21 protein-coding genes and 1 tRNA gene are annotated in these 22308 nt (G+C 72.8%); 15 read left to right on the top strand and 7 right to left on the bottom strand.

Features of this window, described 5'->3' with window-relative positions:
- The 10 genes from CCN44_RS15685 to CCN44_RS15730 all read left to right on the top strand — a co-directional run.
- A partial coding sequence (locus tag CCN44_RS15685) for a hypothetical protein (protein WP_107502073.1) occupies positions 1-562 on the top strand: 562 nt, incomplete at its 5' end.
- 121 nt (positions 563-683) lie between these two features.
- Entirely contained in the window at positions 684-1403 is a 720-nt protein-coding gene (locus tag CCN44_RS15690) for a YcnI family copper-binding membrane protein (protein ID WP_059249971.1), read from the top strand.
- Positions 1404-1507: 104 nt separating this feature from the next.
- The gene (locus tag CCN44_RS15695; RefSeq protein WP_059249972.1) at positions 1508-2161 is read left to right on the top strand and encodes an SCO family protein; all 654 of its coding nucleotides are present in this window, start codon (positions 1508-1510) and stop codon (positions 2159-2161) included.
- Positions 2158-2622: a copper chaperone PCu(A)C gene (locus CCN44_RS15700; protein ID WP_086697984.1), complete on the top strand. Its 465-nt coding sequence runs from the start codon at positions 2158-2160 to the stop codon at positions 2620-2622. The genes CCN44_RS15695 and CCN44_RS15700 overlap by 4 nt, the downstream gene beginning before the upstream one ends.
- Before the next feature lie 13 nt (positions 2623-2635).
- Positions 2636-4579 carry a copper resistance CopC/CopD family protein gene (locus tag CCN44_RS15705; protein ID WP_059249974.1) on the top strand — a complete coding sequence of 648 codons (1944 nt, stop codon included), beginning with the start codon at positions 2636-2638 and terminating at the stop codon, positions 4577-4579.
- Positions 4580-4587: 8 nt separating this feature from the next.
- Complete coding sequence (gene efeB / locus CCN44_RS15710; protein ID WP_086697985.1) at positions 4588-5871, top strand: iron uptake transporter deferrochelatase/peroxidase subunit; 1284 nt, start codon at positions 4588-4590, stop codon at positions 5869-5871.
- Positions 5872-5951: 80 nt separating this feature from the next.
- Positions 5952-6884 carry a prephenate dehydratase gene (gene pheA, locus CCN44_RS15715; RefSeq protein ID WP_059249976.1) on the top strand — a complete coding sequence of 311 codons (933 nt, stop codon included), beginning with the start codon at positions 5952-5954 and terminating at the stop codon, positions 6882-6884.
- 530 nt (positions 6885-7414) lie between these two features.
- Entirely contained in the window at positions 7415-8692 is a 1278-nt protein-coding gene (gene serS, locus CCN44_RS15720) for a serine--tRNA ligase (RefSeq protein ID WP_059249977.1), read from the top strand.
- The gene (locus CCN44_RS15725) at positions 8689-9486 is read left to right on the top strand and encodes an HAD family hydrolase (RefSeq protein WP_086697986.1); all 798 of its coding nucleotides are present in this window, start codon (positions 8689-8691) and stop codon (positions 9484-9486) included. Before serS ends, CCN44_RS15725 begins: the two co-directional genes overlap by 4 nt.
- A gap of 252 nt (positions 9487-9738) precedes the next feature.
- Positions 9739-10140 (top strand): hypothetical protein, encoded by a 402-nt coding sequence (locus CCN44_RS15730; RefSeq protein WP_059249979.1) that lies wholly within the window; start codon positions 9739-9741, stop codon positions 10138-10140.
- Positions 10141-10210: 70 nt separating this feature from the next.
- Here CCN44_RS15730 and CCN44_RS15735 read toward each other — a convergent pair.
- The 6 genes from CCN44_RS15735 to CCN44_RS15760 all read right to left on the bottom strand — a co-directional run bounded on the left by CCN44_RS15735 (position 10211) and on the right by CCN44_RS15760 (position 14464).
- Positions 10211-10298: transfer RNA gene (locus tag CCN44_RS15735), tRNA-Ser, on the bottom strand.
- 278 nt (positions 10299-10576) lie between these two features.
- Positions 10577-10819, bottom strand: a complete 243-nt coding sequence (locus CCN44_RS15740) for an SGM_3592 family protein (protein WP_086697987.1) — start codon at positions 10817-10819, stop codon at positions 10577-10579.
- A 78-nt stretch (positions 10820-10897) separates the two neighbouring features.
- Positions 10898-11617 carry an ABC transporter permease gene (locus tag CCN44_RS15745; protein ID WP_086697988.1) on the bottom strand — a complete coding sequence of 240 codons (720 nt, stop codon included), beginning with the start codon at positions 11615-11617 and terminating at the stop codon, positions 10898-10900.
- Positions 11618-11627: 10 nt separating this feature from the next.
- Complete coding sequence (locus CCN44_RS15750; RefSeq protein WP_059249982.1) at positions 11628-12539, bottom strand: ABC transporter ATP-binding protein; 912 nt, start codon at positions 12537-12539, stop codon at positions 11628-11630.
- 52 nt (positions 12540-12591) lie between these two features.
- Positions 12592-13509, bottom strand: a complete 918-nt coding sequence (locus CCN44_RS15755; RefSeq protein ID WP_059249983.1) for a hypothetical protein — start codon at positions 13507-13509, stop codon at positions 12592-12594.
- Positions 13499-14464: an ABC transporter ATP-binding protein gene (locus CCN44_RS15760; protein ID WP_059255039.1), complete on the bottom strand. Its 966-nt coding sequence runs from the start codon at positions 14462-14464 to the stop codon at positions 13499-13501. Before CCN44_RS15760 ends, CCN44_RS15755 begins: the two co-directional genes overlap by 11 nt.
- A gap of 239 nt (positions 14465-14703) precedes the next feature.
- Here CCN44_RS15760 and CCN44_RS15765 point away from each other — a divergent pair, with 239 nt between their 5' ends.
- The 5 genes from CCN44_RS15765 to CCN44_RS15785 all read left to right on the top strand — a co-directional run bounded on the left by CCN44_RS15765 (position 14704) and on the right by CCN44_RS15785 (position 20057).
- Entirely contained in the window at positions 14704-15546 is an 843-nt protein-coding gene (locus tag CCN44_RS15765) for a M24 family metallopeptidase (protein WP_059249984.1), read from the top strand.
- Complete coding sequence (locus CCN44_RS15770; protein ID WP_086697989.1) at positions 15543-17309, top strand: SDR family oxidoreductase; 1767 nt, start codon at positions 15543-15545, stop codon at positions 17307-17309. Before CCN44_RS15765 ends, CCN44_RS15770 begins: the two co-directional genes overlap by 4 nt.
- A 217-nt stretch (positions 17310-17526) precedes the next feature.
- The gene (locus tag CCN44_RS15775) at positions 17527-18075 is read left to right on the top strand and encodes an RNA 2'-phosphotransferase (RefSeq protein WP_086697990.1); all 549 of its coding nucleotides are present in this window, start codon (positions 17527-17529) and stop codon (positions 18073-18075) included.
- 91 nt (positions 18076-18166) lie between these two features.
- Complete coding sequence (locus tag CCN44_RS15780; protein WP_059249987.1) at positions 18167-19069, top strand: LLM class flavin-dependent oxidoreductase; 903 nt, start codon at positions 18167-18169, stop codon at positions 19067-19069.
- A gap of 97 nt (positions 19070-19166) precedes the next feature.
- Entirely contained in the window at positions 19167-20057 is an 891-nt protein-coding gene (locus CCN44_RS15785; protein WP_189397125.1) for a Cof-type HAD-IIB family hydrolase, read from the top strand.
- 705 nt (positions 20058-20762) lie between these two features.
- On the opposite strand, the gene cydC is transcribed toward CCN44_RS15785, so the two are convergent.
- The coding region (cydC, locus tag CCN44_RS15790; protein WP_086697992.1) for a thiol reductant ABC exporter subunit CydC at positions 20763-22308 on the bottom strand (1546 nt) is incomplete at its 5' end.

The following is a 22308-nucleotide window of genomic DNA, read 5'->3' on the forward strand; positions in this document are numbered from 1 at the left end:
CGCCGGGATGCCGGCGGCGGCCATGACGGCGGGCGGGCCGGCCGGCGGAACGCTGAGCGACAGCGCGCTGGTCGAGCAGGCCACCCGGCTGGTGTGCGGGTCGGCCCCGGCCTCCCTCACTCCCGGACACGCCTTCCGGCTGCTGCTGGACGCGCGTCTCATCGACCGCTCCGGCCGGCCGACGGCCGCCCTGGACACCCTGCAGCACGCGCACGACGCCACCGGCGCCTCGGCCGGGCTGCTGCCCTCGCTGCCGATGCTGCTCGGCCATGCGCTCGCCGCCGCCGCCGTCGGCTGGCTGCTGCGCCGCGGGGACCTGGCCGTGCTGCGGCTGATCGAGCTGTCAGCGCACGGTGTCGCGGAAGGGTCGCTCGTACGGTCCCTGCGCGCCGCGCTCGCGCTGGCGCGCGCCCTGTGCGCCGGGCTGCTGCCCGCCCCCGGGCCCGGCCCGCGCCGCCCGCGCGCCGACCGCGACGAGGCACCGGCCCCGCACACCGCCGTACTCCAGCACACGGTGATCCGGCGCGGTCCGCCCGCCGCCGCCTTCCTCCTCGCCGCCTGACGCGGCCGCCGCCTCCCTCCACGAACACGGGCTCCGGTGTGCCGCCGTCGTGCGGCATGCGCGCGTGCGCGCGTATTCCTCCTCACCACCGGACCTCACTCAGAGTGGAGTGCTTCCTTCCATGAAGGTTTCCCGTATCGCCGCCGCCGCTGCCGTCGCGGGTACGGCCGTCCTCGCGCTGTCCGCCCCCGCGTTCGCGCACGTCACCGTGCAGCCGGAGGGCACCGCCGCCAAGGGCGGCTACGCGGTCGTCGACTTCAAGGTGCCGAACGAGCGCGACGACGCCTCGACCACCAAGCTGGAGGTGACCCTCCCCGCCGGCCACCCGATCGCCTCCGTGATGCCGCAGCCGGTCCCCGGCTGGAAGGCCGAGGTCACCAAGTCCAAGCTGGACAAGCCTCTGACCATGCACGGCGAGAAGATCGACGAGGCCGTCACCAAGGTGACCTGGACCGCCGACGGCAAGGGCATCGAGCCGGGCTACTTCCAGAAGTTCCCGCTCTCCCTGGGCGCCCTGCCGGAGAACACCGACGAACTGGTCTTCAAGGCGATCCAGACCTACTCCAACAAGGAGGTCGTGCGCTGGATCGAGGTGCCGCAGGAGGGCCAGGACGAGCCGGAGAACCCGGCCCCGGTCCTGGAGCTGTCCGCCGCCACCGACGACCACCACGGCTCGGGGACCGCCGAGAAGACCGCCGAGAAGACCGAGAAGACGGCCGCCGCCGACTCCGGCGACGGCAGTGACACCACCGCGCGCGTGCTCGGCGTGGTCGGCATCGTCATCGGGATCGCGGGCGTGGCCTACGGCGTCCTCGCGGGCCGCCGCCGGACCACCGCCTGAGCCCTTCGCTCCGCAGCGCGTACCGGGCGTCGCGCGAGGCCGTCGGACGACGCCCCCGTGGACCCCGGTGCGCGCCGCAGTTCACACATCTGGGACATTTTTCTATGCGCAAGAAGACGTTCGCCGCGGCCGCCCTGCTCGCCGCCGCCGCCCTGACCCTCTCCGCCTGCGGCAAGGAGGACGACGCCGGGTCGCCGATCGCCGTGGTCTCCGGCGGATCCGACGCGAGCAAGGTCGCCACCGTCCTCGACCAGCCCTTCGACAAGCCGGGCCTCGTCCTCACCGACACCCACGGCAAGAAGTACGACCTCCGCAAGGAGACCAAGGGCCACCCGACCCTCGTCTACTTCGGCTACACCCACTGCCCCGACGTCTGCCCGACGACCATGAGCAACCTCGCCGTCGCCATGAAGGCGCTGCCCAAGGACCAGCAGGACGACCTGCGGGTGGTGTTCGTCACCACCGACCCCGGCCGCGACACCCCCGCCGAGCTGGGCAAGTGGCTCAAGGGCATCGACTCCCGGTTCATCGGCCTGACCGGCGACTTCGCCAAGATCCAGGCCGGCGCCCGGTCCGTCGGCATCGCCGTGGAGCCGACGAAGAAGGACAAGAAGGGCAAGCTCGTCTCGATGCACGGCACCCAGGTCATCGCCTTCTCGCCGAAGACCGACGCCGGGTACGTCCTCTACAGCGAGAGCGCCACGGTCGACGACTACACCCGCGACCTGCCCAAGCTCGTCGAGGGAGCCAAGCCGTGAGGCGTGCCTCCGCCGCCCTGACCGCGGGCGCGCTCGCCGGTGCCCTGGCCCTCACGGGCTGCTCCGGGTCCGGTCCGGGGTCGGACGAGGCGGAGCTGTCCGTCAGCTCCCCTTACATGCCCCAGCCCGTCTCGGCCGACATGGCCGCCGGCTTCCTGACGATCATCAACAAGGGCGGTGCCGCGGACGAGCTGACCTCGGTCACCACGGACGTCGCCGGCCAGGTCACCCTGCACAGCACGGCCGGCGGCACCATGACGGAGCAGTCCTCCTTCGCCATACCGGCCCACGGGCGGCTCGTCTTCGCGAGCGGCGGCAACCACCTGATGTTCGAGAAGCTGAAGCGCAGGCCGAAGCAGGGCCAGACCGTCACCGTGAAGCTCCGCTTCGCCGAGTCCGGGCCGCTCACCGTGGAGATGCCGGTGAAGGCCGCCACGTACCACCCGTCGACCGGCCACTGAGGGAGGGACCACCGTGACCCGGACCATCGCCCCCCGCCTGCGGATCCTGGTGCTGCTGCTCATCGCCGTCACCGGCGCGCTGCTGGCGGGCGCGGGACCGGCCTCCGCCCATGCGGCACTGACCGGCAGCGACCCCGCGCAGGGGGTGGTGGCCGACAAGGCGCCGACCCAGGTGTCGCTCACCTTCTCCGAGAAGGTGGCGCTGAACGACGGCTCCCTGCGCGTCCTCGACCCCCGGGGCACGCCGGTGCAGACCGGCAGCCCGGCCAACGTGAGCGGCACGACGTACGCCGTGAAGCTCAAGAGCGGCCTGGCCAAGGGCACCTACACCGTCACCTACCAGGTCGTCTCGGCGGACAGCCACCCCGTCGCCGGCGCCTACACCTTCTCCGTCGGGGCGCCCTCCGAGACCGTCGTCTCCGGCGCCGGACCGGCCGCGGGCGGCGGAGTCGTGGGCGGGCTCTACGCGTTCGGCCGGTACATGTCGTACGCCGGTTTCACGGTGCTCGCCGGCGGCGCGGCCTTCGTGCTCGCCTGCTGGCGGCGCGGCGCGGGCGTACGGCCCTTGCAGCGGCTGGTCGTGGGCGGCTGGGTCACGCTGACCGCGGCCACCCTGTGGCTGCTGCTCCTGCGCGGCTCGTACACCGGCTCGGGGAAGTTCGCCGACGTCTTCGACCTCGACCTGCTCGGCCAGGTGCTGCAGACCAAGACCGGCGCCGCCCTGGTCTCCCGGCTGCTGCTGCTCGCCGCCGCCGCGCTGTTCGTCGCCGTCCTCTTCGGCGCCTACACCCGGCGCGAGGAGGGTCCGGAGAAGCGCGACCTGACCTTCGGGCTCGCCGTGGGCGGGGTCGTCGTCGCGGCCGGGCTCGCGAGCAGCTGGGCCATGGCCGAGCACGCCTCCACCGGGCTCCAGCCGGGTCTCGCCATGCCGGTCGACGTCCTCCATCTGCTGGCCGTCGCCGCCTGGCTGGGCGGCCTCACCGCCCTGCTGACCGCCCTGTACCGGGCGCCCGCCGAGACCCCGGTCGAGGCCGCCGCCGTCCGGCGCTTCTCCCGGCTGGCCTTCGGTTCGGTCCTGGTGCTCGTGGCCACCGGCGTCTACCAGTCCTGGCGGCAGCTCGGCTCCTGGTCCGCGTTCACCGAGACCCGGTACGGACAGCTGCTGCTGGTCAAGATCGCTCTGGTGGCGGTGCTGGTCGCCGTCGCGGCCGTGTCCCGGCGGTGGACGGGCCGGCTCACCGACCCGGTCGCCCGCGCGGGGAAGGCCAGGAAGACCCAGGCGCAGGCCCGCAAGGAGCAGGTCCAGGCCCGCAAGGAGCAGGTCGCCGCCGCGTCGGCGGCCGGCGGCGGCAAGGGCACCGGCGCGGACGACTCCGAGCGGGCCGCCCAGCTCGCCCGGCAGCGCGCGGCCGTCGACGCCGCCCGGGAGAAGCGGCTGCGCGACGCCGACCCGAACCGCTTCGGGCTGCGCCGCTCGGTTCTCGCCGAGGCCGGCGTCGCCCTCGTACTGCTCGCCGTCACCACCGCGCTGACCCAGACCGAGCCGGGCCGCACCGAGCTGGAGGCCAGGGCGGCCGGCTCCGCGTCGGCCGGCTCCGGCACCGCGGCGGCGTCCGGCGCGCTCACCCTGGACATGCCGTTCGACACCGGCGGCACCGACGGCAAGGGCGTCGTCAGCATCGATCTCGACCCCGCGCGGGTGGGCGCCAACGAGATGCACGTGTACGTCCAGCGGCCCAACGGCCGGGCCTTCGACGTCCCCGAGGTGAAGGTCGCCTTCACCCTGGAGGCGAAGAAGATCGGCCCGCTCCCCGTGAACCCCGACCACATCACCACCGGTCACTGGTCGGCGAACGGAGTGCAGCTGCCCATGGCGGGCGACTGGAAGGTCGCCGTCACGGTCCGCACCTCCGACATCGACCAGGTGACCGTCTCCAAGAACGCGCAGATCGGCTGAACCACACCATGCCCGAACCGTCCCTCTCCGAGGCCCGCACACCCGACGCGCCCGTGACCCGGCAGCCCGCCCCGGGCACGAGCGGCATCTCCCGGCGCGCCCTGATCGGCACCGCCGGTGCCACCGGCCTGGCACTCGGCGCGGCCGGCGGTGCCGTGGGCTACGCCGCCGCGCCCGCCGAGGCCACCCCGCTGACCTCGGTGGGCTCCGACCGGGCGATGTTTCACGGGAAACATCAGCCCGGCATCACCGACGGTCTCCAGGCGCGCGGCCATCTCGTCGCCTTCGACCTGGCGGCGGGCGCGGGCCGCAAGGAGGCGGCGGCCCTGCTGCGCCGCTGGTCGGCGACGGCCGAGCGGCTGATGGCGGGCGAGGCGGCACCGCACGGCGACACCGATGTGGCCCGGGACGCGGGTCCGTCCTCGCTGACCGTCACCTTCGGCTTCGGGCACAGCTTCTTCGGCCGGACCGGCCTGGAGAAGCAGCGGCCCACCGCCCTGGACCCGCTGCCGGCCTTCTCCTCCGACCGGCTCGACAGGTCCCGCAGCGACGGCGACCTGTGGGTGCAGATCGGCGCGAACGACGCCCTGGTCGCCTTCCACGCCCTGCGCGCGATCCAGAAGGACGCGGGCTCGGCGGCGCGGGTGCGCTGGCAGATGAACGGCTTCAACCGCAGCCCGGGCGCCACCGCCCACCCCATGACGGCCCGCAACCTCATGGGCCAGCTCGACGGCACGCGCAATCCGAAGCCCGCGGACGCCGACTTCGACCGGCGGATCTTCGTGCCCGCCTCGGGCGAGCCCGCCTGGATGGCGAACGGCTCCTACGCGGTCGTACGCCGGATCCGCATGCTCCTGGACGACTGGGAGAAGCTGTCGCTCCCGGCCCAGGAGGCGGTCATCGGGCGCCGCAAGGCCGACGGGGCGCCGCTGTCCGGCGGCGGCGAGACGACCCCGATGGACCTGGAGAAGGCCGACGCCAAGGGCGAGTACGTCGTCCCGCTGAACGCGCACGCCCGGATCACCCGCCCCGACCAGAACGGCGGCGCGGCCATGCTGCGGCGCCCCTTCTCCTACCACGACGGCATCGACGCCGACGGCACGCCGGACGCCGGTCTGCTCTTCATCTGCTGGCAGGCGGACCCGCTGCGCGGCTTCGTGCCGGTGCAGCGCAAGCTCGACCGGGGCGACGCGCTGTCGAAGTACATCCGGCACGAGACGAGCGGCCTGTTCGCGGTGCCGGGCGGGGCGGCGAAGGGCGAATACGTGGGTCAGCGGCTGCTCGAGGGATGAACCGGATTCAAACCACCCGGTCGAGTGGCAATCGTGAGACACGGAGGACGGGCCACCTGACGGCCATTAGGGTGAGGGACATGCCAGCGAGCTATGCCTATCTCGGCCCGGAAGGCACCTTCACCGAGGTCGCCCTGCGCACGCTTCCGGAGGCGGCCACCCGGGAGCTGATCCCGTACGTGTCGGTGCAGTCCGCGCTGGACGCGGTGCGGGCCGGCGAGGCCGAGGCCGCGTTCGTGCCGATCGAGAACTCCGTCGAGGGCGGCATCACCACCACCCTGGACGAGCTGGTCGCGGGCGAACCGCTGATGATCTACCGCGAGGTGCTGCTGTCGATCACCTTCGCGCTGCTGGTCCGCCCCGGCACCAAGCTCGCGGACATCAAGACGGTCTCCGCCCACCCGGCGGCCCAGCCGCAGGTGCGCAACTGGCTGCGCGCGCACCTGCCCGACGCCGTCTGGGAGTCGGCCGCCTCCAACGCGGACGCCGCCCGCCTGGTCCAGGAGGGCCGCTACGACGCCGCCTTCGCGGGCGAGTTCGCCGCCGCCCGGTACGGCCTGGAGGCGCTGGAGACCGGGATCCACGACGCGGAGAACGCCCAGACCCGGTTCGTGCTGGTCGGCCGCCCGGCCCGGCCGGCCGCGCCCACCGGCGCCGACAAGACCTCGGTGGTGCTGTGGCAGCGCGACGACCACCCCGGCGCGCTGCGCGATCTGCTCGGCGAGTTCGCCTCGCGGGGCATCAACCTCATGCTGCTGCAGTCCCGGCCGACCGGCGCCGGCATCGGCAACTACTGCTTCTGCATCGACGCCGAGGGGCATATCGCCGACCGGCGGATGGCGGAGGCGCTCATGGGGCTGCGGCGGATCTGTCTCCAGGTGCGCTTCCTCGGTTCCTATCCGCGCGCGGACATCGCACCGGGCGAGGCCCGGCCCATGCTGCCGGGGACGTCGGACGAGGAGTTCATGGCGGCTGCGGACTGGGTGGCGCGCTGCCAGGACGGCCGGTTCTAGCCAGTCGTACCTGCATACCAACGTTATCCACAGGAGTTATCCACAGGTGCCCTTCTCGACCTGGGGACAAGTCGACAGCGTAAGGCCACCGGGTCGACAAATCGCCCGGGAGCGCCCCGGTGCGGTCACCGGCGCCTGAGCCACCCTTCGTCCACTCGTTTCCTTTGGTTCACCTTTTGGGGCGACCGATTTCCCCCCGAACGTGGGTGTCGTCGGGGTTTGACCCGGGAATTCTTCAGTGCGTTCGAAGTTTCCGGAGTGATCAATTCCGAAGTCCACAGACGTTCCACACAGCCTGTGGATAACTCTTCCGGCGGTGTGGATTTCTGTGGACAACCGGGCTGCCAAATCCCGTTTCCCACAAGGGAATCCGGTCAACGCGGCGTCCGTGGCCTGCCTCGTCCCAGGGAGTGAGACACTTTTCCTTGACACGTTCGGCAATTACCGCATAACGGAACGTAAGCCGCACATCACAACGCGCCCGAATAGTGATTCGTGAGCCGCCACCCCGCACCGGTAGCCTTGGGCGCGTGATTGACCTTCGCCTGCTCCGTGAGGACCCCGACCGTGTGCGCGCGTCCCAGCGTGCCCGTGGAGAGGACGTCGCGCTCGTCGACGCCCTCCTGTCTGCCGACGAGCGGCGCAGGTCCTCGGGCGTCCGCTTCGACGAACTGCGCGCCGAACAGAAGCAGCTCGGCAAGCAGATCCCCAAGGCCAGCGGCGACGAGAAGGCCGCGCTGCTGAGCCGCGCCGAGCAGCTCAAGGCCGACGTCAAGGCCGCCGACGCCGAGCGCGACGCGGCCGACGCCGAGACCCAGGAGCTGCTGCTCAGGCTCGGCAACCTCGTCCACCCCGACGTGCCCGTCGGCGGCGAGGAGGACTTCGTCACGCTGGAGACGCACGGCACCATCCGCGACTTCGGCGCCGAGGGCTTCGAGCCCAAGGACCACCTGGAGCTGGGCCAGCTGCTCGGCGCCATCGACGTCGAGCGCGGCGCCAAGGTCTCCGGCTCCCGCTTCTACTTCCTCACCGGCGTCGGCGCCCTGCTGGAGCTGGCCCTGGTGAACGCGGCGATCGCGCAGGCCACCGCCGCCGGCTTCACGCCGATGCTCACCCCGGCGCTGGTCCGCCCGCAGTCCATGGCCGGCACCGGCTTCCTCGGCCAGGCCGCCCAGGACGTCTACCACCTCGACAAGGACGACCTGTACCTGGTCGGCACCTCCGAGGTCCCGCTGGCGGCCTACCACATGGACGAGATCATCGACGCCGACCGGCTGCCGCTGCGGTACGCGGGCTTCTCCCCGTGCTTCCGCCGCGAGGCCGGCTCGCACGGCAAGGACACCCGGGGCATCTTCCGTGTGCACCAGTTCGACAAGGTCGAGATGTTCTCGTACGTCGCCCCCGAGGACTCCCAGGCCGAGCACCAGCGCCTGCTGGAGTGGGAGAAGCAGTGGCTGACCTCGCTGGAGCTGCCGTTCCGCGTCATCGACGTCGCCTCCGGTGACCTCGGCGCCTCGGCCGCCCGCAAGTACGACTGCGAGGCGTGGATCCCGACCCAGGGCAAGTACCGCGAGCTGACCTCCACCTCGGACTGCACCGAGTTCCAGTCCCGCCGGCTGTCCATCCGGGTCCGCGACGGCAAGCAGGTCAAGCCGCTGGCCACCCTCAACGGCACGCTGTGCGCCGTACCGCGCACGATCGTGGCGATCCTGGAGAACCACCAGCAGGCCGACGGCTCCGTCCGGGTCCCCGAGGTGCTGCGCCCGTACCTGGGCGGCCGTGAGGTGCTGGAGCCGGTGTCCCGGTGAGCTTCCCGTACGGGCTCATCGCCACCGACCTCGACGGCACGCTGCTGCGCTCGGACGAGTCGGTCTCGCAGCGCACACGTGACGCGCTCGCCGCGGCCACCGCGGCGGGCGCCGCGCACATCGTCGTCACCGGCCGCGCGGTCCCCTGGACCCGGCACATCCTGGACGACCTCGGCTACGACGGCCTCGCCGTCTGCGGCCAGGGCGCCCAGGTGTACGACGCCGGCGCCCACCGCCTGCTGACCTCGGTCACCCTGGACCGGCAGCTGGCGGGCGTCGCCCTGGCCAAGATCGAGGCCGAGGTGGGCCCGCTGTACCTGGCGGCCAGCCGGGACGGCCTCGACGGCGACGTGCTGGTGGGCCCGGGCTACGCGGTCAACGGCACACTGCCCGCGACCCCGTTCACGGACGCCTCCGACCTCTGGTCGGCCCCCCTCAACAAGATCTACATCCAGCATCCGACGCTCGGCGACGACGAGCTGGCGGAGGCGGCCCGGCAGACGGCCGGCGGCTTCGTCACGGTCGCCATGGCGGGTGCGGGCATCGTGGAGCTGCTGCCCCTCGGCCTGTCCAAGGCCACGGGCCTGTCGCTGGCGGCCCGCCGCCTGGGGCTGAAGGCCGCCGACACGATCGCCTTCGGCGACATGCCCAATGACATCCCGATGTTCGCCTGGGCCGCCCACGGCGTGGCCATGGCCGACGCTCACGAGGAGCTGAAGGCGGTGGCCGACGAGGTCACGGCGTCCCCCGAGGAGGACGGCATCGCGGTGGTGCTGGAGCGGCTGCTCGGCTAGCGAGCCGCCGCGTCAGGACAGGCAGGGCGCGAGACAGGTCTCGGCGTCCCCGGCACCGGCGAGACCGGTGTCCGGGCTGCCGTCCGTGTCGGAGCGGGCCAGCGCCCGGTCACCGCCGCGGCTGCCGGCGTCGGTCAGCTTGCCGTCGCTCTGGAGTGCCAGGTCAGGAGCGCGCGCGGCACATGCGCTGCTCCTTCGGTCCGACTCGACCGGCGCATCGACGGTCCCCGGCGGTTGCTACCTTCGGTGGCCATGCGATCACGAGAGTACGACCTCGATTTCCGCGACCGTGCCAGCCGGATACGCGCCTGGGGCATCGGCCTGCTCGCCGTGGCGGGGCTGCTGTGGATCTGGTGTGCCGTCCTGCTGCTCACGCCGTACGAGGTGGACCGCGAGCCGGGCGACCACTACCCCGTCTCGTGCGAGTCCCGCCTCTTCACGGACCGCGGCACCGCCAACGAGGGCCGCTACGACGGCGACTACTGCGCGGACGAACGCGACTGGCCGGAGTCCCTGGCCGTCCTCGCCCTGTCCGTCCCGGTCTCCGTCGCCGGCGCGGTCCTCTTCACCACGGGCACGGTCCACCGGACCCTGAGCGCCCATGCGGAGGCGATGCGCGAACTGGACGCGATCGCCGACGCCCGGGGGGTGTGACGGCACCGGGACCTCACCCGCCCCGGCCCCGCAGGCCGGGATCCGGCGAGGTCCCGGTGCCATCGTCTTGCGGAGGATGCACGGATCGAACGTGCGCGGGCTTCTCAGGCCCGACCACGGTTCAGCAAACCGGTGCCTTACCACTCGGCCAATCCTCCGGGTGGGCGGCCCACGCGAGAGCGACATCGCGTGCTCGAAGCGGCCGCCCCGGACAGCTCCCGTGGCTCCACGGAGGGGTAACGGATCACTCCGGAGCCGGCCTCGGGCTGCCCTGTCGGGAGCTGGGCGTACTGCCGTGCATGGACACCGCCCACCTCCACTCCCAGTCGGTGACGCCGGGACGATCCCGGCGGACGGGGCACAACCACTGTGCCTCGCCGCCGAATCGGGTGCCACCGAATAAATCGGGTGCCGGCGCATAAGGGGGCGGGCGCCGCTACCGGCGCCGCCACCGGCGTCTGCGCGCCTTGCCGAAGAACCAGCCCGCCGGCGGCTCGTCGGAGCGCCAGGGCTGCGGCTGAGGTTCCTCGGCCCGCCAGCGGGCGGCGAGCATCCGGGCCCGGGCGGACGGCTCGGCGGTCTCGGCTTCGCGCACGAACGCTTCGTCCAGGACCGGTTCGTCCCAGGTGTCCCGGCCGGAGCCGTCCCGTCCGTCGTGCCGCGGTATCTCGTCAGCCATGCGTGGCCTTCCAGCCGTACCCCCGCCGCGTTCAGTGTGCCCGGCCCGAGGTGAAGCCCCCGTCAAGGCCGGGCCCCGTCACTCCTCGCCCGCCAGCGTCAGCGACCGCAGCTTCTGCCCGGCGTACCAGGTGGCCAGCACGGTGACCGCGACCAGCAGCACGGTGGCCGTCGTCAGACCCACCTCCGAGGTCACCAGGTTCCCGTCGGCGACCTTGTGGGCGACGGCCAGCGACCACTGCTGGACGCTCAGCGTGCGCGCACCCGGCACCAGGGAGCCGAACAGCGCCTCCCAGACCAGGGCGTAGACGAGCCCGAAGACCACCGCGTGCCGGGAGACCGTGCCCAGCAGCAGGAAGAGCGCCGAGTAGGCGATGGAGGAGACCAGCGCGGCGACCGTGTAGGCCACGGCGATCTGCTGGCCGTTGCCGTTCAGGATCAGGCCCGCGACGAGGGTCGGCACGGCCGAGAAGACCATGGTCACGGCGATGGCGACGATCAGCTTGGTGAAGATGATCGTGGGCCGCTTGAGCGGCTTGGACAGCAGGTAGACCACGGAGCCGTCGTCGATCTCCGGGCCGATCGCGCCGGTGCCCGCGATGACACCGATGATCGGCACCATGGTGGCGAGCGCGAAGCCGCCGAGGACGTCGGCGGCCGTCTGGTCGTCGGCTCCGGTCAGGGCGCGCACGGCCACGGAGATCACGATCAGCAGCAGCGGCAGCGCGCCGAGGATGAGGGCCCGGCGGCGGCCGAGCAGGGCTCGGTAGGTGAGCCGGGCGACGGTGGGGTCGTACATCTTCGGCCTCCTACGCCGCGACCAGATACGAGAAGACGGACTCCAGGGACTCGTCGGACGGCGAGACCGTGAGCAGCCGGATGCCGTGGTCCCTCGCGACCTTCGGCAGCAGGGCGGTGAAGCGGCCGAAGTCGACGGCCTGGATGCGCAGCGCGCCCTCGGCGTGGTCGACCTCGATGCCCGCCGTGGACGGGTCGGCGATCAGCGCCGCCGCGAGGGCGCGGTCGTCGCTGGAGCGGACCAGGTAGCGGTGCGGGCGGTCGGTCATCAGACGGCGGATCCGGCGGAAGTCGCCGCTGGCCGCGTGGCGTCCGGCGACGACGACCTCGATGTGCCGGGCGAGCTGCTCGACCTCTTCGAGGATGTGGGAGGAGAACAGCACCGTGCGGCCCTCGTCGCCCATCTTGCGCAGCAGGTCCATCAGCTGCATGCGCTGGCGCGGGTCCATGCCGTTGAACGGCTCGTCGAGCAGGAGCAGCGACGGGTCGTGGACCAGGGCGCTCGCCATCTTCACGCGCTGCCGCATGCCCTTGGAGTAGGTGGCGATCTTCCGGTCCTGCGCGTACTCCATCTCGACCGTGGCGAGGGCGCGCTGGGCGGCCTTGTCGCCGAGGCCGTGCAGTTCCGCGTTGGCGACGACGAACTCGCGGCCGGTGAGGAAGTCGTACATCGCCTCCCGCTCGGGGACGATGCCGATGTGCCGGTAGACGGACTCGTTGCGCCACACCGGCTGCCCGTCGAGGGTGACCGTGCCGGTGGAGGGGGCGAGGAAGCCGCCCATCATGTTGATCAGGGTGGACTTTCCGGCGCCGTTGGGGCCGAGCAGGCCGGTGACGCCGGGGCCGATGGTCATGGTGATGTCGTTGACGGCGACCACGTTGCCGAACCAGCGGGAGACGTGGTCGATGGTGAGAGTGCTCATGGGCGCAGCCCATTCCTTGGAAGGGTGGTGGCGGGAGACGGGCTGGGCGTGGTCACAGGCCCACCTTCTGGTAGCGGCGGTTCAGGAGGCCGTAGCAGGCGGCGGTCAGGCCCAGGACGACCAGGACGTAGACCACGCCCTCGCCGTGGGAGGGGCCGACCCCGCCGGGGAAGGCGGAGCTGCCGCCGAGGAACGCGGACTGCACGCCGTCGATCAGCGTGATCGGCGAGAACAGGCCGATCCACGGGATCGCGCTGTCGCTGTCCTGCGTGGAGGCGATGGCCTGGAGGGTGGAGACCGCGCCGTAGGAGATGGTGAGTACGGCGATCACCGCGGCGATGCCGAAGCCGCGGCGCGGCGTGAAGGCGGCGATGACCAGGCCGATGCCGGCGAAGAGCAGTGAGAGCAGGGCCACGGAGACCAGTCCCTGGGCGAATTCCTTGGTCTGGTGGGCGAAGTCCATCTTGGACAGCAGCGCGCCCGCGTACATCACGAGCAGCGGGCCGGCGGTGAGGACGAAGAGCGCCGAGGCGAGCGCCGCGAACTTGGCGCGGACGTAGTCGGCGGTCTCGATGGGCCGGGAGAAGTACAGCGGTACGGTCTTGAAGCGCAGGTCGCGGGAGACCGCCTGGGGTGCCTGCGAGGCGATGTACAGGCTGATCACAGCCTGCATGATGATCGCGTACCGGGTGTAGGACACCGGCAGTTCGTGTGCCTTGGTGGCGACGGCGACGGCCACCATGATGGCGGCGGGCACGCACATGACCGCGAACAGCAGCATGGGCAGCACCTTGGACTTCACCGAGCGGCCGAGGCCGTAGGCGCCGCGCAGGGACTGCGAGTACAGCGAGCGGCGGGCGTAGGCGCGGCCGAGGCGGGGGCCGTCGTAGCCGCGGTAGCCGATGTCGTGGATGCGGGACTGGTCGCCGGCGGGCGTCGCCGCCGCGTGCGTGGGCTGGTCAACCGCCATGGCCGACGGCCTCCTTCCGCTGGTCGTCGCTGCTGGTGAACACCTCGGAGATGTGGTGCCGGCGCTGCTCCATGCGCACCAGGCCGAGGCCGAGGTCGGCGACCACGTCCCGGACGAGGTCGTAGGTCTCCTCGCCGGTGGCGGTCAGCAGCAGGATGTGTCCGGCGCCGGGCAGGCCGCCGGCCTCCCCGTGGGTGTCGACGCCGCGCGCGTGGAGCGCCTCGCGGACCGCGCGGGTGCCGTCCGGGTGGGCGTCGCTGTCGGTGACCTCGATCGCGAGGGTGGTCGTGGTCTGGGTGAAGTCGGTGGTGGAGCTGGAGCGCAGGAGCTTGCCGCCGTCGATGACGACGACGTGGTCGCAGGTGCGCTCCAGTTCGCCCAGCAGGTGGGAGGTGACCAGGACCGAGATCCCGAAGTCGGTGTGGATGCGGCGGATCAGACCGAGCATCTCGTCCCGGCCGACCGGGTCCAGGCCGTTGGTCGGCTCGTCGAGGAAGACCAGCTGGGGGTCGTGCACCAGCGCCTGGGCGAGCTTGACCCGCTGCTTCATGCCGGTCGAGTAGCCGCCGATGGGGCGGTAGCGCTCCTCGTACAGCCCCACGTGGCGCAGGGTGTCGGCGGTGCGCTCGCGGGCGGCGGCGGGCGGCAGGCCGGACATGCGGGCCATGTGGACGACGAACTCGGTGGCCGAGACGTCCGGCGGCAGGCAGTCGTGCTCCGGCATGTACCCCACGCGCTCGCGGATGGCGGCGCCCTTGGTGGCGACGTCGAGGCCGAGCACCTCGGCGCGGCCCTCCGTGGCGGGGGACAGCCCCAGCAGAATCTTGATCAGGGTGGACTTGCCGGCGCCGTTGGCTCCGACGAGTCCGGTCACACCGGGTCCGATGTCCACGGACAGCCGGTCGAGCGCGGTCACCCGGGGGAACCGCTTGCTCAGGCTTTCGGTCGCGATCACAGTCACGTCTTCGACGGTAGTGATCCGGACCACGTCCGTCGTCAGACCTCAGAGCCGTTTCCTCGTCAGCCCCAGGTATTACGGGACCCTAAGGGTCGCCCACCCAGGGGAAGACGGGGGCGCCGCGGGGGGCGCCGTGCACAGCCCTTGATCCCGCCTATTGACGCCGCCTCTAACAAGTGCCAGATTCGCGTGTGTCAAGTTACGGACGCGTACCGCGGTCGACGGGACGGGGCGGCATGACGACGGCAGTGAGCAGCGAACTCTCCGCGGAACTGCGGGGGTTCAGGCGGGTGCAGCGCCTCGCCTACGAGTGCGCGGAGGCGGTCGCGGCCCGCCTGGAGCCGGGCGTGACCGAGCGCGAGGCGGCGCGGATGCAGCGGGAGTGGCTGCGCGAGCGGGGGGTGCGGGACTGGTTCCATCTCCCCTTCGCCTGGTTCGGGGACCGTACGGCGTTCGTGAACTTCCGTCTCCCGCTCCAGTTCTTCCCGACCGACCGCGCGCTGGCGCCCGGGATGCCGTTCATCCTGGACATGGCGCCGGTGTACGAGGGGTACACGGCGGACATCGGCTACTCGGGCTCGCTGGGCGTGAACCCGGTGCAGGACCGGCTGATGGCCGACCTGGAGGCACACCGCGAGCTGATCCTGCGCGAGGTGCGTGAGCGGCGCTCCCTGCGGGAGATCTACGAGGACGTGGACCGGCTGATGGTCCGCCAGGGCTACGCCAACCGGCACCGCGCCTATCCCTTCGGGGTGATCGCCCACAAGGTGGACCGGGTGCGGCAGCGCCGCTTCTCGCCCCGTCTGTTCGGGTTCGGTACGCAGTCCCTGAAGGGCCTGGCCGCCGACGCGCTGCACGGCCACCGCGAGGGCTGGTCACCGCTGTGGTCGCCGTACCGCTTCTCGGACCACCCGCCGCGGCCGGGCCTGTGGGCGGTCGAGCCGCACCTCGGCTTCCGGGGTACGGGCGCGAAGTTCGAGGAGATCCTGGTGGTCACCGACTCCCGGGACCCCGAGGAGAGCGCGTTCTGGCTGGACGACGAGCTGCCGCACGTGCGGCGCTGGGCGGAGGAGAAGTGACGACACTTTCGTTGCCGGCAGGCGCGCGGGAGCGCTGGGTGCGCACCGGCGGGGTCGAGCTGTGCGTGGCCGAGCTGGGCGACCCGCAGCAGCCGACGGTGGTGCTGGTGCACGGCTACCCGGACAGCAAGGAGGTCTGGTCGGAGGTGGCCGCCCGGCTCGCCGGCCGCTTCCACGTCGTCCTCTACGACGTGCGGGGCCACGGCCGCTCCACGGCACCCCGGCCGCTGCGCGGCGGCTTCACCCTGGCCAAGCTCACGGACGACTTCCTGGCCGTCGTGGACGCGGTCAGCCCGGACCGGCCGGTGCACCTCGTCGGGCACGACTGGGGCTCGGTGCAGTCCTGGGAGTTCGTCACGGTGGCCCGCACGGAGGGCCGTATCGCCTCCTTCACCTCGATCTCCGGGCCGTCCCTCGACCACTTCGGGCACTGGGTCAACGCGCGCGTGAAGCGTCCGACGCCCCGCCGGGTGGGCCAGCTCCTCGGCCAGGGCGCCAAGTCCTGGTACGTGTACCTGCTGCACACGCCGCTCCTGCCGGAACTGGCCTGGCGCGGCCCGCTCGGCAAGCGCTGGCCGAAGATCCTGGAGCGGGTCGAGCGGCTCCCGGGCGGTGCCTATCCGACCGCCTCGCTGCCCGCCGACGCGGCGCACGGCGCCTGGCTGTACCGGGACAACGTCCGCGCCCGGCTGCGCAGGCCGCGCCCGGACGCGTACGCACACGCGCCCGTGCAGCTCATCCTGCCCGAGGGCGACGCGTTCCTCTCCGAGCGGCTCTACGACGACCTGGAGCAGTGGGTGCCGCAGCTGACCCGGCGCACGCTCCCGGCCCGCCACTGGGTCCCGCGCACCCGGCCCGACCAGGTCGCCGCCTGGATCGACGAGTTCGTGACCTCCGTGGCGGGCGGCCGTCCCGCGCCGGCCGCCACCGGTCGCCGTGCCGAGCGGTTCGGCGGGCAGCTGGTGCTGGTCACCGGCGCGGGCAGCGGGATCGGCCGGGCGACGGCGTTCGCCTTCGCCGAGGCCGGCGCGCGCGTGATCGCCGTCGACCGGGACGCCGAGGCCGCGGCCCGCACCGCCGAGCTGTCCCGGCTGGTCGGCGCGCCCGAGGCCTGGGCCGAGCCGGCCGACGTCTCCGACGAACAGGCCATGGAGAAGCTCGCGGAGAAGGTCCACCGCGAGTACGGCGTGCTGGACGTGCTGGTCAACAACGCGGGCATCGGCCTGTCGGGGTCCTTCTTCGCCACGACGACCGACGACTGGCGCACCGTGCTGGACGTCAACCTGTGGGGCGTGATCCACGGCTGCCGGCTCTTCGGGGCGCGCATGGCCGAGCGCGGCCAGGGCGGCCACATCGTCAACATCGCGTCCGCCGCCGCGTACCAGCCCTCGCGCGCGCTGCCCGCCTACAGCACCTCCAAGGCGGCCGTGCTGATGCTCTCCGAGTGCCTGCGCGCCGAACTGGCCGCCCAGGACATCGGCGTCACGGCCGTCTGCCCGGGCTTCGTCAACACCAGCATCACCGCCACGGCCCGCTTCGCCGGCGTCGACGAAGCGGAGCAGCTCCGCCGCCGGCAGCGCTCCGCCCGCCTGTACGGCCTGCGCAACTACCCGCCGGAGAAGGTGGCCGACGCGATCCTGGACGCGGTGGCGCACAACAAGGCGGTGGCACCGGTGACGGCGGAGGCCCGGGGTGCGCACCTGCTGTCCCGGTTCGCTCCGGGGCTGCTGAGGAGGATCGCGCGCGTGGAACCGAGGTTGTGAGCGCGCTGGATCCGAAGGTGGTGATCGCGCTGGAACCGGAGGCGGATCGCGCTGGAACCGAGGCTGTGAGCGCAAGCGGGTTCACGAAACACCCGAAGCGAGCGCCGGTTGTCCACAACTTCGCCAATTCGCCTGTGGATAACCGCACTTGCTTGTGGATCAAACCTCTGGAGAAAATCCACCTGCGTGATCCGTGTCTCTCCCGCACCCTGGACCCATGGACGAACGACGCGCAGTGCGGGTGTCGAAATACCTCTCCAGACACCTGCGCCACCAGCCCGAGCAGATCGGGCTCACACCGGACCCGGGCGGCTGGGTGGAGATCGACACGCTGATCGCGGCGGCCACCGCCCACGGCTTCCGCTTCACCCGCGCGGAACTGGACCACGTCGTCGCCACGAACGACAAGCGGCGCTTCGTGATCGAGGGCGGCAGGATCCGCGCCAGCCAGGGCCACAGCATCGCGGTCGACCTCGGCCTGCCCCCGGCGACCCCGCCGCCGTACCTCTACCACGGCACGGTCGCCCGGCATCTGGACGCGATCCGCGGGGAGGGCCTGCGTCCCATGACCCGGCACGCCGTCCACCTCTCCGCCGACCGGGAGACCGCCACCCGCGTCGGCGCCCGCCGGGGCCGCCCCGTGGTGCTCAGCATCGACGCCGGCGCCATGCACCGCGACGGCCATGTCTTCCACGTCAGCGCCAACGGAGTCTGGCTGACATCGGCGGTCCCCCCGCGCTACCTGCGCTTTCCCGGCCCTCGCTGAGGAGGACGGCCTTCGAACACGCCCGTGGCCGCGCGACCGCGTGCGGTGACCGGTTCGTTCGCTGTCGGCGGGGCCGCTTACGCTCGGACCCATGAGTCTGCGACTGAGCACCGTGATCCTGCCGTACCGCCGCTGGCACGAGGGTGGCCGTGCGGCCTGGGTGCGCGCCGAGCAGCTCGGCTTCCACACCGCGTACACCTACGACCACCTGTCCTGGCGCAGCTTCCGGGACGGTCCCTGGTTCGGCGCCGTCCCGACGCTGACGGCCGCCGCGGCGGCCACCGACCGGCTCCGCCTCGGCACGCTGGTCACCTCGCCGAACTTCCGCCACCCGGTGACCCTCGCCAAGGAGCTGATCTCCCTGGACGACATCTCCGGCGGCCGGATCACCCTCGGCATCGGCGCCGGCGGCACCGGTTTCGACGCGACCGCCCTCGGCCAGGAGCCGTGGACCCCGCGCGAGCGCGCCGACCGGTTCGCCGAGTTCGTGCCCCTGCTCGACCGGCTGCTCACCGAGGACGCGGTGTCGCACGAGGGCCGCTTCTACTCGGCGCACGAGGCCCGCAACATCCCGGGCTGTGTCCAGCGCCCCCGGCTGCCGTTCGCGGTGGCGGCCACCGGCCCGCGCGGTCTGAAGCTCGCCGCGCGGTACGGCCAGGCGTGGGTGACCACCGGCGACCCGAAGCTGTACGAGACCGGTACGCCGGAGCAGTCCGTCGCGGCCCTGCGCGGGCAGATCGGCAAGCTGTCCGAGGCGTGCGAGGCCGCCGGGCGGGACCTGGCCGAGCTGGACAAGGTCCTGCTCACCGGCTTCACCCCGGACCGCGGCCGGCCGCTGGCCTCCCTGGACGCCTTCGTGGACTTCGCCGGCCGCCACCGGGAGCTGGGCTTCACCGAGATCGTGATCCACTGGCCCATCCCGGACTCCGACTTCGCCGCGGACGAGAAGGTCTTCGAGCGGATCGCCATGGAGGCCCTCGCCCAGCTGGACTGACCGCCCCGATCCGGAGTCCGGCCGGGCTCCGGGCTGAGGGGGTCTCGACGTCATCTACGTCTCATCCGTGCGGAGTCCCGCACGGTCGTGCGGGCATATGCGCGAGAATGACCGGGTGACCTCAGCGACCAGACAGCCCGGGACCCCTGCCGCCGCCACCCCCGCGCGGCTGATCGCCACCGACCTCGACGGGACGCTGCTGCGCGACGACAAGTCGGTCTCCCCGCGAACCGTCGCCGCCCTGGCCGCCGCCGAGGAGGCCGGGATCGAGGTCTTCTTCGTCACCGGCCGGCCGGCCCGCTGGATGGACGTGGTCAGCGACCACGTCCACGGCCACGGCCTGGCGATCTGCGGCAACGGTGCCGCCGTGGTGGACCTGCACGGCGGCCCGGGCGCCCACCGGTTCGTGAAGGTCCGCGAACTGGCCCGGGACAACGCCCTGAGCGCCGTACGGCTGCTGCGCGACGCGGCACCCGGCACGGTGTTCGCGGTCGAGCAGACGTACGGCTTCCACCAGGAGCCGGAGTATCCCAAGCTGCACATGGAGATACCCGACCACCTGCTGCCCGCCGAGGAACTGCTCGCGCCCGACGGCCCGGACGCCGACCAGCCCGTGCTCAAGATCCTCGCCTACCACCCCTCGCTCGACCCCGACGCCTTCCTCACCCTCGCCCGGCTGGCCGTCGGCGAGCACGCCAACGTCACCCGCTCCAGCCCCAGCGCCCTGCTGGAACTCAGCGGCCCCGGCGTCTCCAAGGCCAGCACCCTCGCCCTGTGCTGCGCCGAGCGCGGCATCTCCCACGAGGAGGTCGTGGCCTTCGGGGACATGCCCAACGACGTCGAGATGCTGACCTGGGCCGGCCGTTCGTACGCCATGGGCAACGCCCATCCGGACGTCATCGCCGCCGCATCGGGCCGCACGGTCGCCAACAACGACGACGGCGTCGCGGTGGTGATCGAACAACTGCTGGCCCACAGCGCGGGGTAGCAGGCGGCAGCCGGGCCGGCGGGGCCTGGAGCCTTCCGGTCCTGCGCGCGGCACGGACGACGTTGAGCGGGGCGGGCACGGCGGCCCGCCGGAGCTGCGTGCGGTCGCACTCGATGCCCGGCCCGGCGGGGCCTGGAGCCTTCCGGTCCTGCGCGCGGCACGGACGACGTTGAGCGGGGCGGGCACGGCGGCCCGCCGGAGCTGCGTGCGGTCGCACTCGATGCCCGGCCCGGCGGGGCCTGAAGCCTTCCGGTCCTGCGCGCGGCACGGACGACGTTGAGCGGGGCGGGCACGGCGGCCCGCCGGAGCTGCGTGCGGTCGCACTCGATGCCCGGCCCGGCGAGCTCGGTGGCCTGCCGGGCCCGCTAGCGGTAGCACCCGCCCGGCCCCACAGCGGCCATGACGTGCCGGACCCGCGAGCGACAGCACTCGATGCCGAGCGCGGCGGGCGCGGTGGCCGGACGGCCTGTGAGCGACAGCACTGGATGCCCGGCCCGGCCGGCGCGGTGGCCTGCCGGGCCTGTGGGCGGTAGCACGCGATGCCCGCCCCCCGCGGATGCGGTGATCTACCGGACCGCGTGCGGTAGTACTCGGTGTCCTGCCCGGCGGGCACGGCGCCTCGGCTCATACCCGTGGCGACTCCCCGCACCAGGCCACCCGGTCCGGCGATCAGGCACCCGGCCACCCCGGCAGCCGGCTCCGCACTCAGCCCACCCCGACCAGCGACTCCGCCTCGGCCTCCCGGCGGGCCATCTCCCGCAGTGGTCCGTCCTCGGTGATCAGCTGCTCGTACGACCCGCGCTGGACCACCCGGCCCGCGTCGAGCACGATCACCTCGTCCACCGCGTCGAGCCCCGCCATCCGGTGGGTGATCAGCAGGGTCGTCCGGCCCTCCGTGGCGGCCAGCAGATCGGCGGTCAGCGCGTCGGCCGTCGGCAGGTCCAGGTGCTCGGCGGGCTCGTCCAGGACCAGCACCGGGAAGCCGGCCAGCAGCGCGCGGGCCAGCGCCAGCCGCTGCCGCTGACCTCCGGACAGCCGCGCCCCGTGCTCGCCGACGAGCGTGTCCAGGCCGTCGGGCAGCGAGTCCACCCAGTCCAGCAGCCGGGCCTGGGCCAGCACCCCGCGCAGATCCGCCTCGGTGGCGTCCTTCCTGGCCAGCAGCAGGTTCTCGCGCACCGAGCTGTCGAAGAGATGCGCGTCCTGCGCGCACAGCCCGACGAGCCGCCGTACGTCGTCACCGGCCAGCGCACCCGCGTCCACCCCGGCGAGCGTGTACGAGCCCGCCTCCGGGTCGAGGAACCGCAGCAGCACCTGCGCCAGGGTCGTCTTGCCGGAGCCGGACGCCCCCACGACAGCGACCCGGCGCCCTTGCTCCAGCGTCAGATCCAGCCCGGCGAGCGCCTGCTGCCGCTGCCCCGGGTACCGGGCGACCAGGCCCTTGACCACCACGGGGAACGGCGAGGCGGGCGCCTGCCGGGGCGACTCCGGTTCGCCTACCGGCTCGGGGGCGTCCAGGACCTCGTACACCCGCTCCGCGCTGCGCCGTACCCGATCCCGGTACCGCGCGGCGAGCGGCAGCCCCAGTACGGCCTCGAAGGCGGCCAGCGGAGTCAGGACGACCACGGCCATCGCCACGCCGCCCAGCCGGCCGGAGGCCACCGCTTGGGCGCCGAACAGCGCGGTGGCCGTCACGGTCAGCCCGGAGATCAGCGCGGTCAGCCCGTCGCCGAGCCCGGTGACGGCGGCGGCCCGCGCGGCGATCCGGGTGAGGGTGCCGTCGGCCCGCCGGGCCGCGTCGGTACGGGCCGGCAGCGCACCGGCGACGGTCAGCTCCGCGGTGCCGGTGAGCAGATCGGTCACCCGGGTCGCGAGCACTCCGCGGGCGGGCGCCAGCCGCCGCTCGGTCCGCCGGGCCGCGGTCGCGGTCAGCAGGGGGACGCCCACGCCGGCCGCCAGCAGGCCCACCGCGAGGGCGGCGCCGGCCTCGGGCAGCAGCCAGGCCGTGAAGCCGACGGAGGCGGCGGAAACGGTGAGGGCGACACCGGCGGGCAGCAGCCAGCGCAGCCAGTAGTCCTGGAACGCGTCCACGTCCGCGACCAGCCGGGTGAGCAGATCACCGCGCCGGGTGCCGCGCAGACCGGCGGGTGCGAGGCGCTCCAGCCGCCGGTACACCGCCACCCTGGTGTCGGCCAGCATCCGCAGCACGGCGTCGTGCGAGACCAGCCGCTCGGTGTACCGGAACACGGCCCGC

Source organism: Streptomyces tricolor (genome assembly GCF_002155905.1).
GTDB classification, from domain to species: Bacteria; Actinomycetota; Actinomycetes; order Streptomycetales; family Streptomycetaceae; genus Streptomyces; species Streptomyces tricolor.

Coding starts and splice junctions, on each gene's coding strand:
- CCN44_RS15690 (WP_059249971.1), top strand. CDS start 684: ATGAAGGTTTCCCGTATCGCCGCCGCCGCTGCCGTCGCGGGTACGGCC.
- CCN44_RS15695 (WP_059249972.1), top strand. CDS start 1,508: ATGCGCAAGAAGACGTTCGCCGCGGCCGCCCTGCTCGCCGCCGCCGCC.
- efeB (WP_086697985.1), top strand. CDS start 4,588: ATGCCCGAACCGTCCCTCTCCGAGGCCCGCACACCCGACGCGCCCGTG.
- pheA (WP_059249976.1), top strand. CDS start 5,952: ATGCCAGCGAGCTATGCCTATCTCGGCCCGGAAGGCACCTTCACCGAG.
- CCN44_RS15730 (WP_059249979.1), top strand. CDS start 9,739: ATGCGATCACGAGAGTACGACCTCGATTTCCGCGACCGTGCCAGCCGG.
- CCN44_RS15740 (WP_086697987.1), bottom strand. CDS start 10,819: ATGGCTGACGAGATACCGCGGCACGACGGACGGGACGGCTCCGGCCGG.
- CCN44_RS15745 (WP_086697988.1), bottom strand. CDS start 11,617: ATGTACGACCCCACCGTCGCCCGGCTCACCTACCGAGCCCTGCTCGGC.
- CCN44_RS15750 (WP_059249982.1), bottom strand. CDS start 12,539: ATGAGCACTCTCACCATCGACCACGTCTCCCGCTGGTTCGGCAACGTG.
- CCN44_RS15755 (WP_059249983.1), bottom strand. CDS start 13,509: ATGGCGGTTGACCAGCCCACGCACGCGGCGGCGACGCCCGCCGGCGAC.
- CCN44_RS15765 (WP_059249984.1), top strand. CDS start 14,704: ATGACGACGGCAGTGAGCAGCGAACTCTCCGCGGAACTGCGGGGGTTC.
- CCN44_RS15775 (WP_086697990.1), top strand. CDS start 17,527: ATGGACGAACGACGCGCAGTGCGGGTGTCGAAATACCTCTCCAGACAC.
- CCN44_RS15780 (WP_059249987.1), top strand. CDS start 18,167: ATGAGTCTGCGACTGAGCACCGTGATCCTGCCGTACCGCCGCTGGCAC.
- CCN44_RS15785 (WP_189397125.1), top strand. CDS start 19,167: ATGCGCGAGAATGACCGGGTGACCTCAGCGACCAGACAGCCCGGGACC.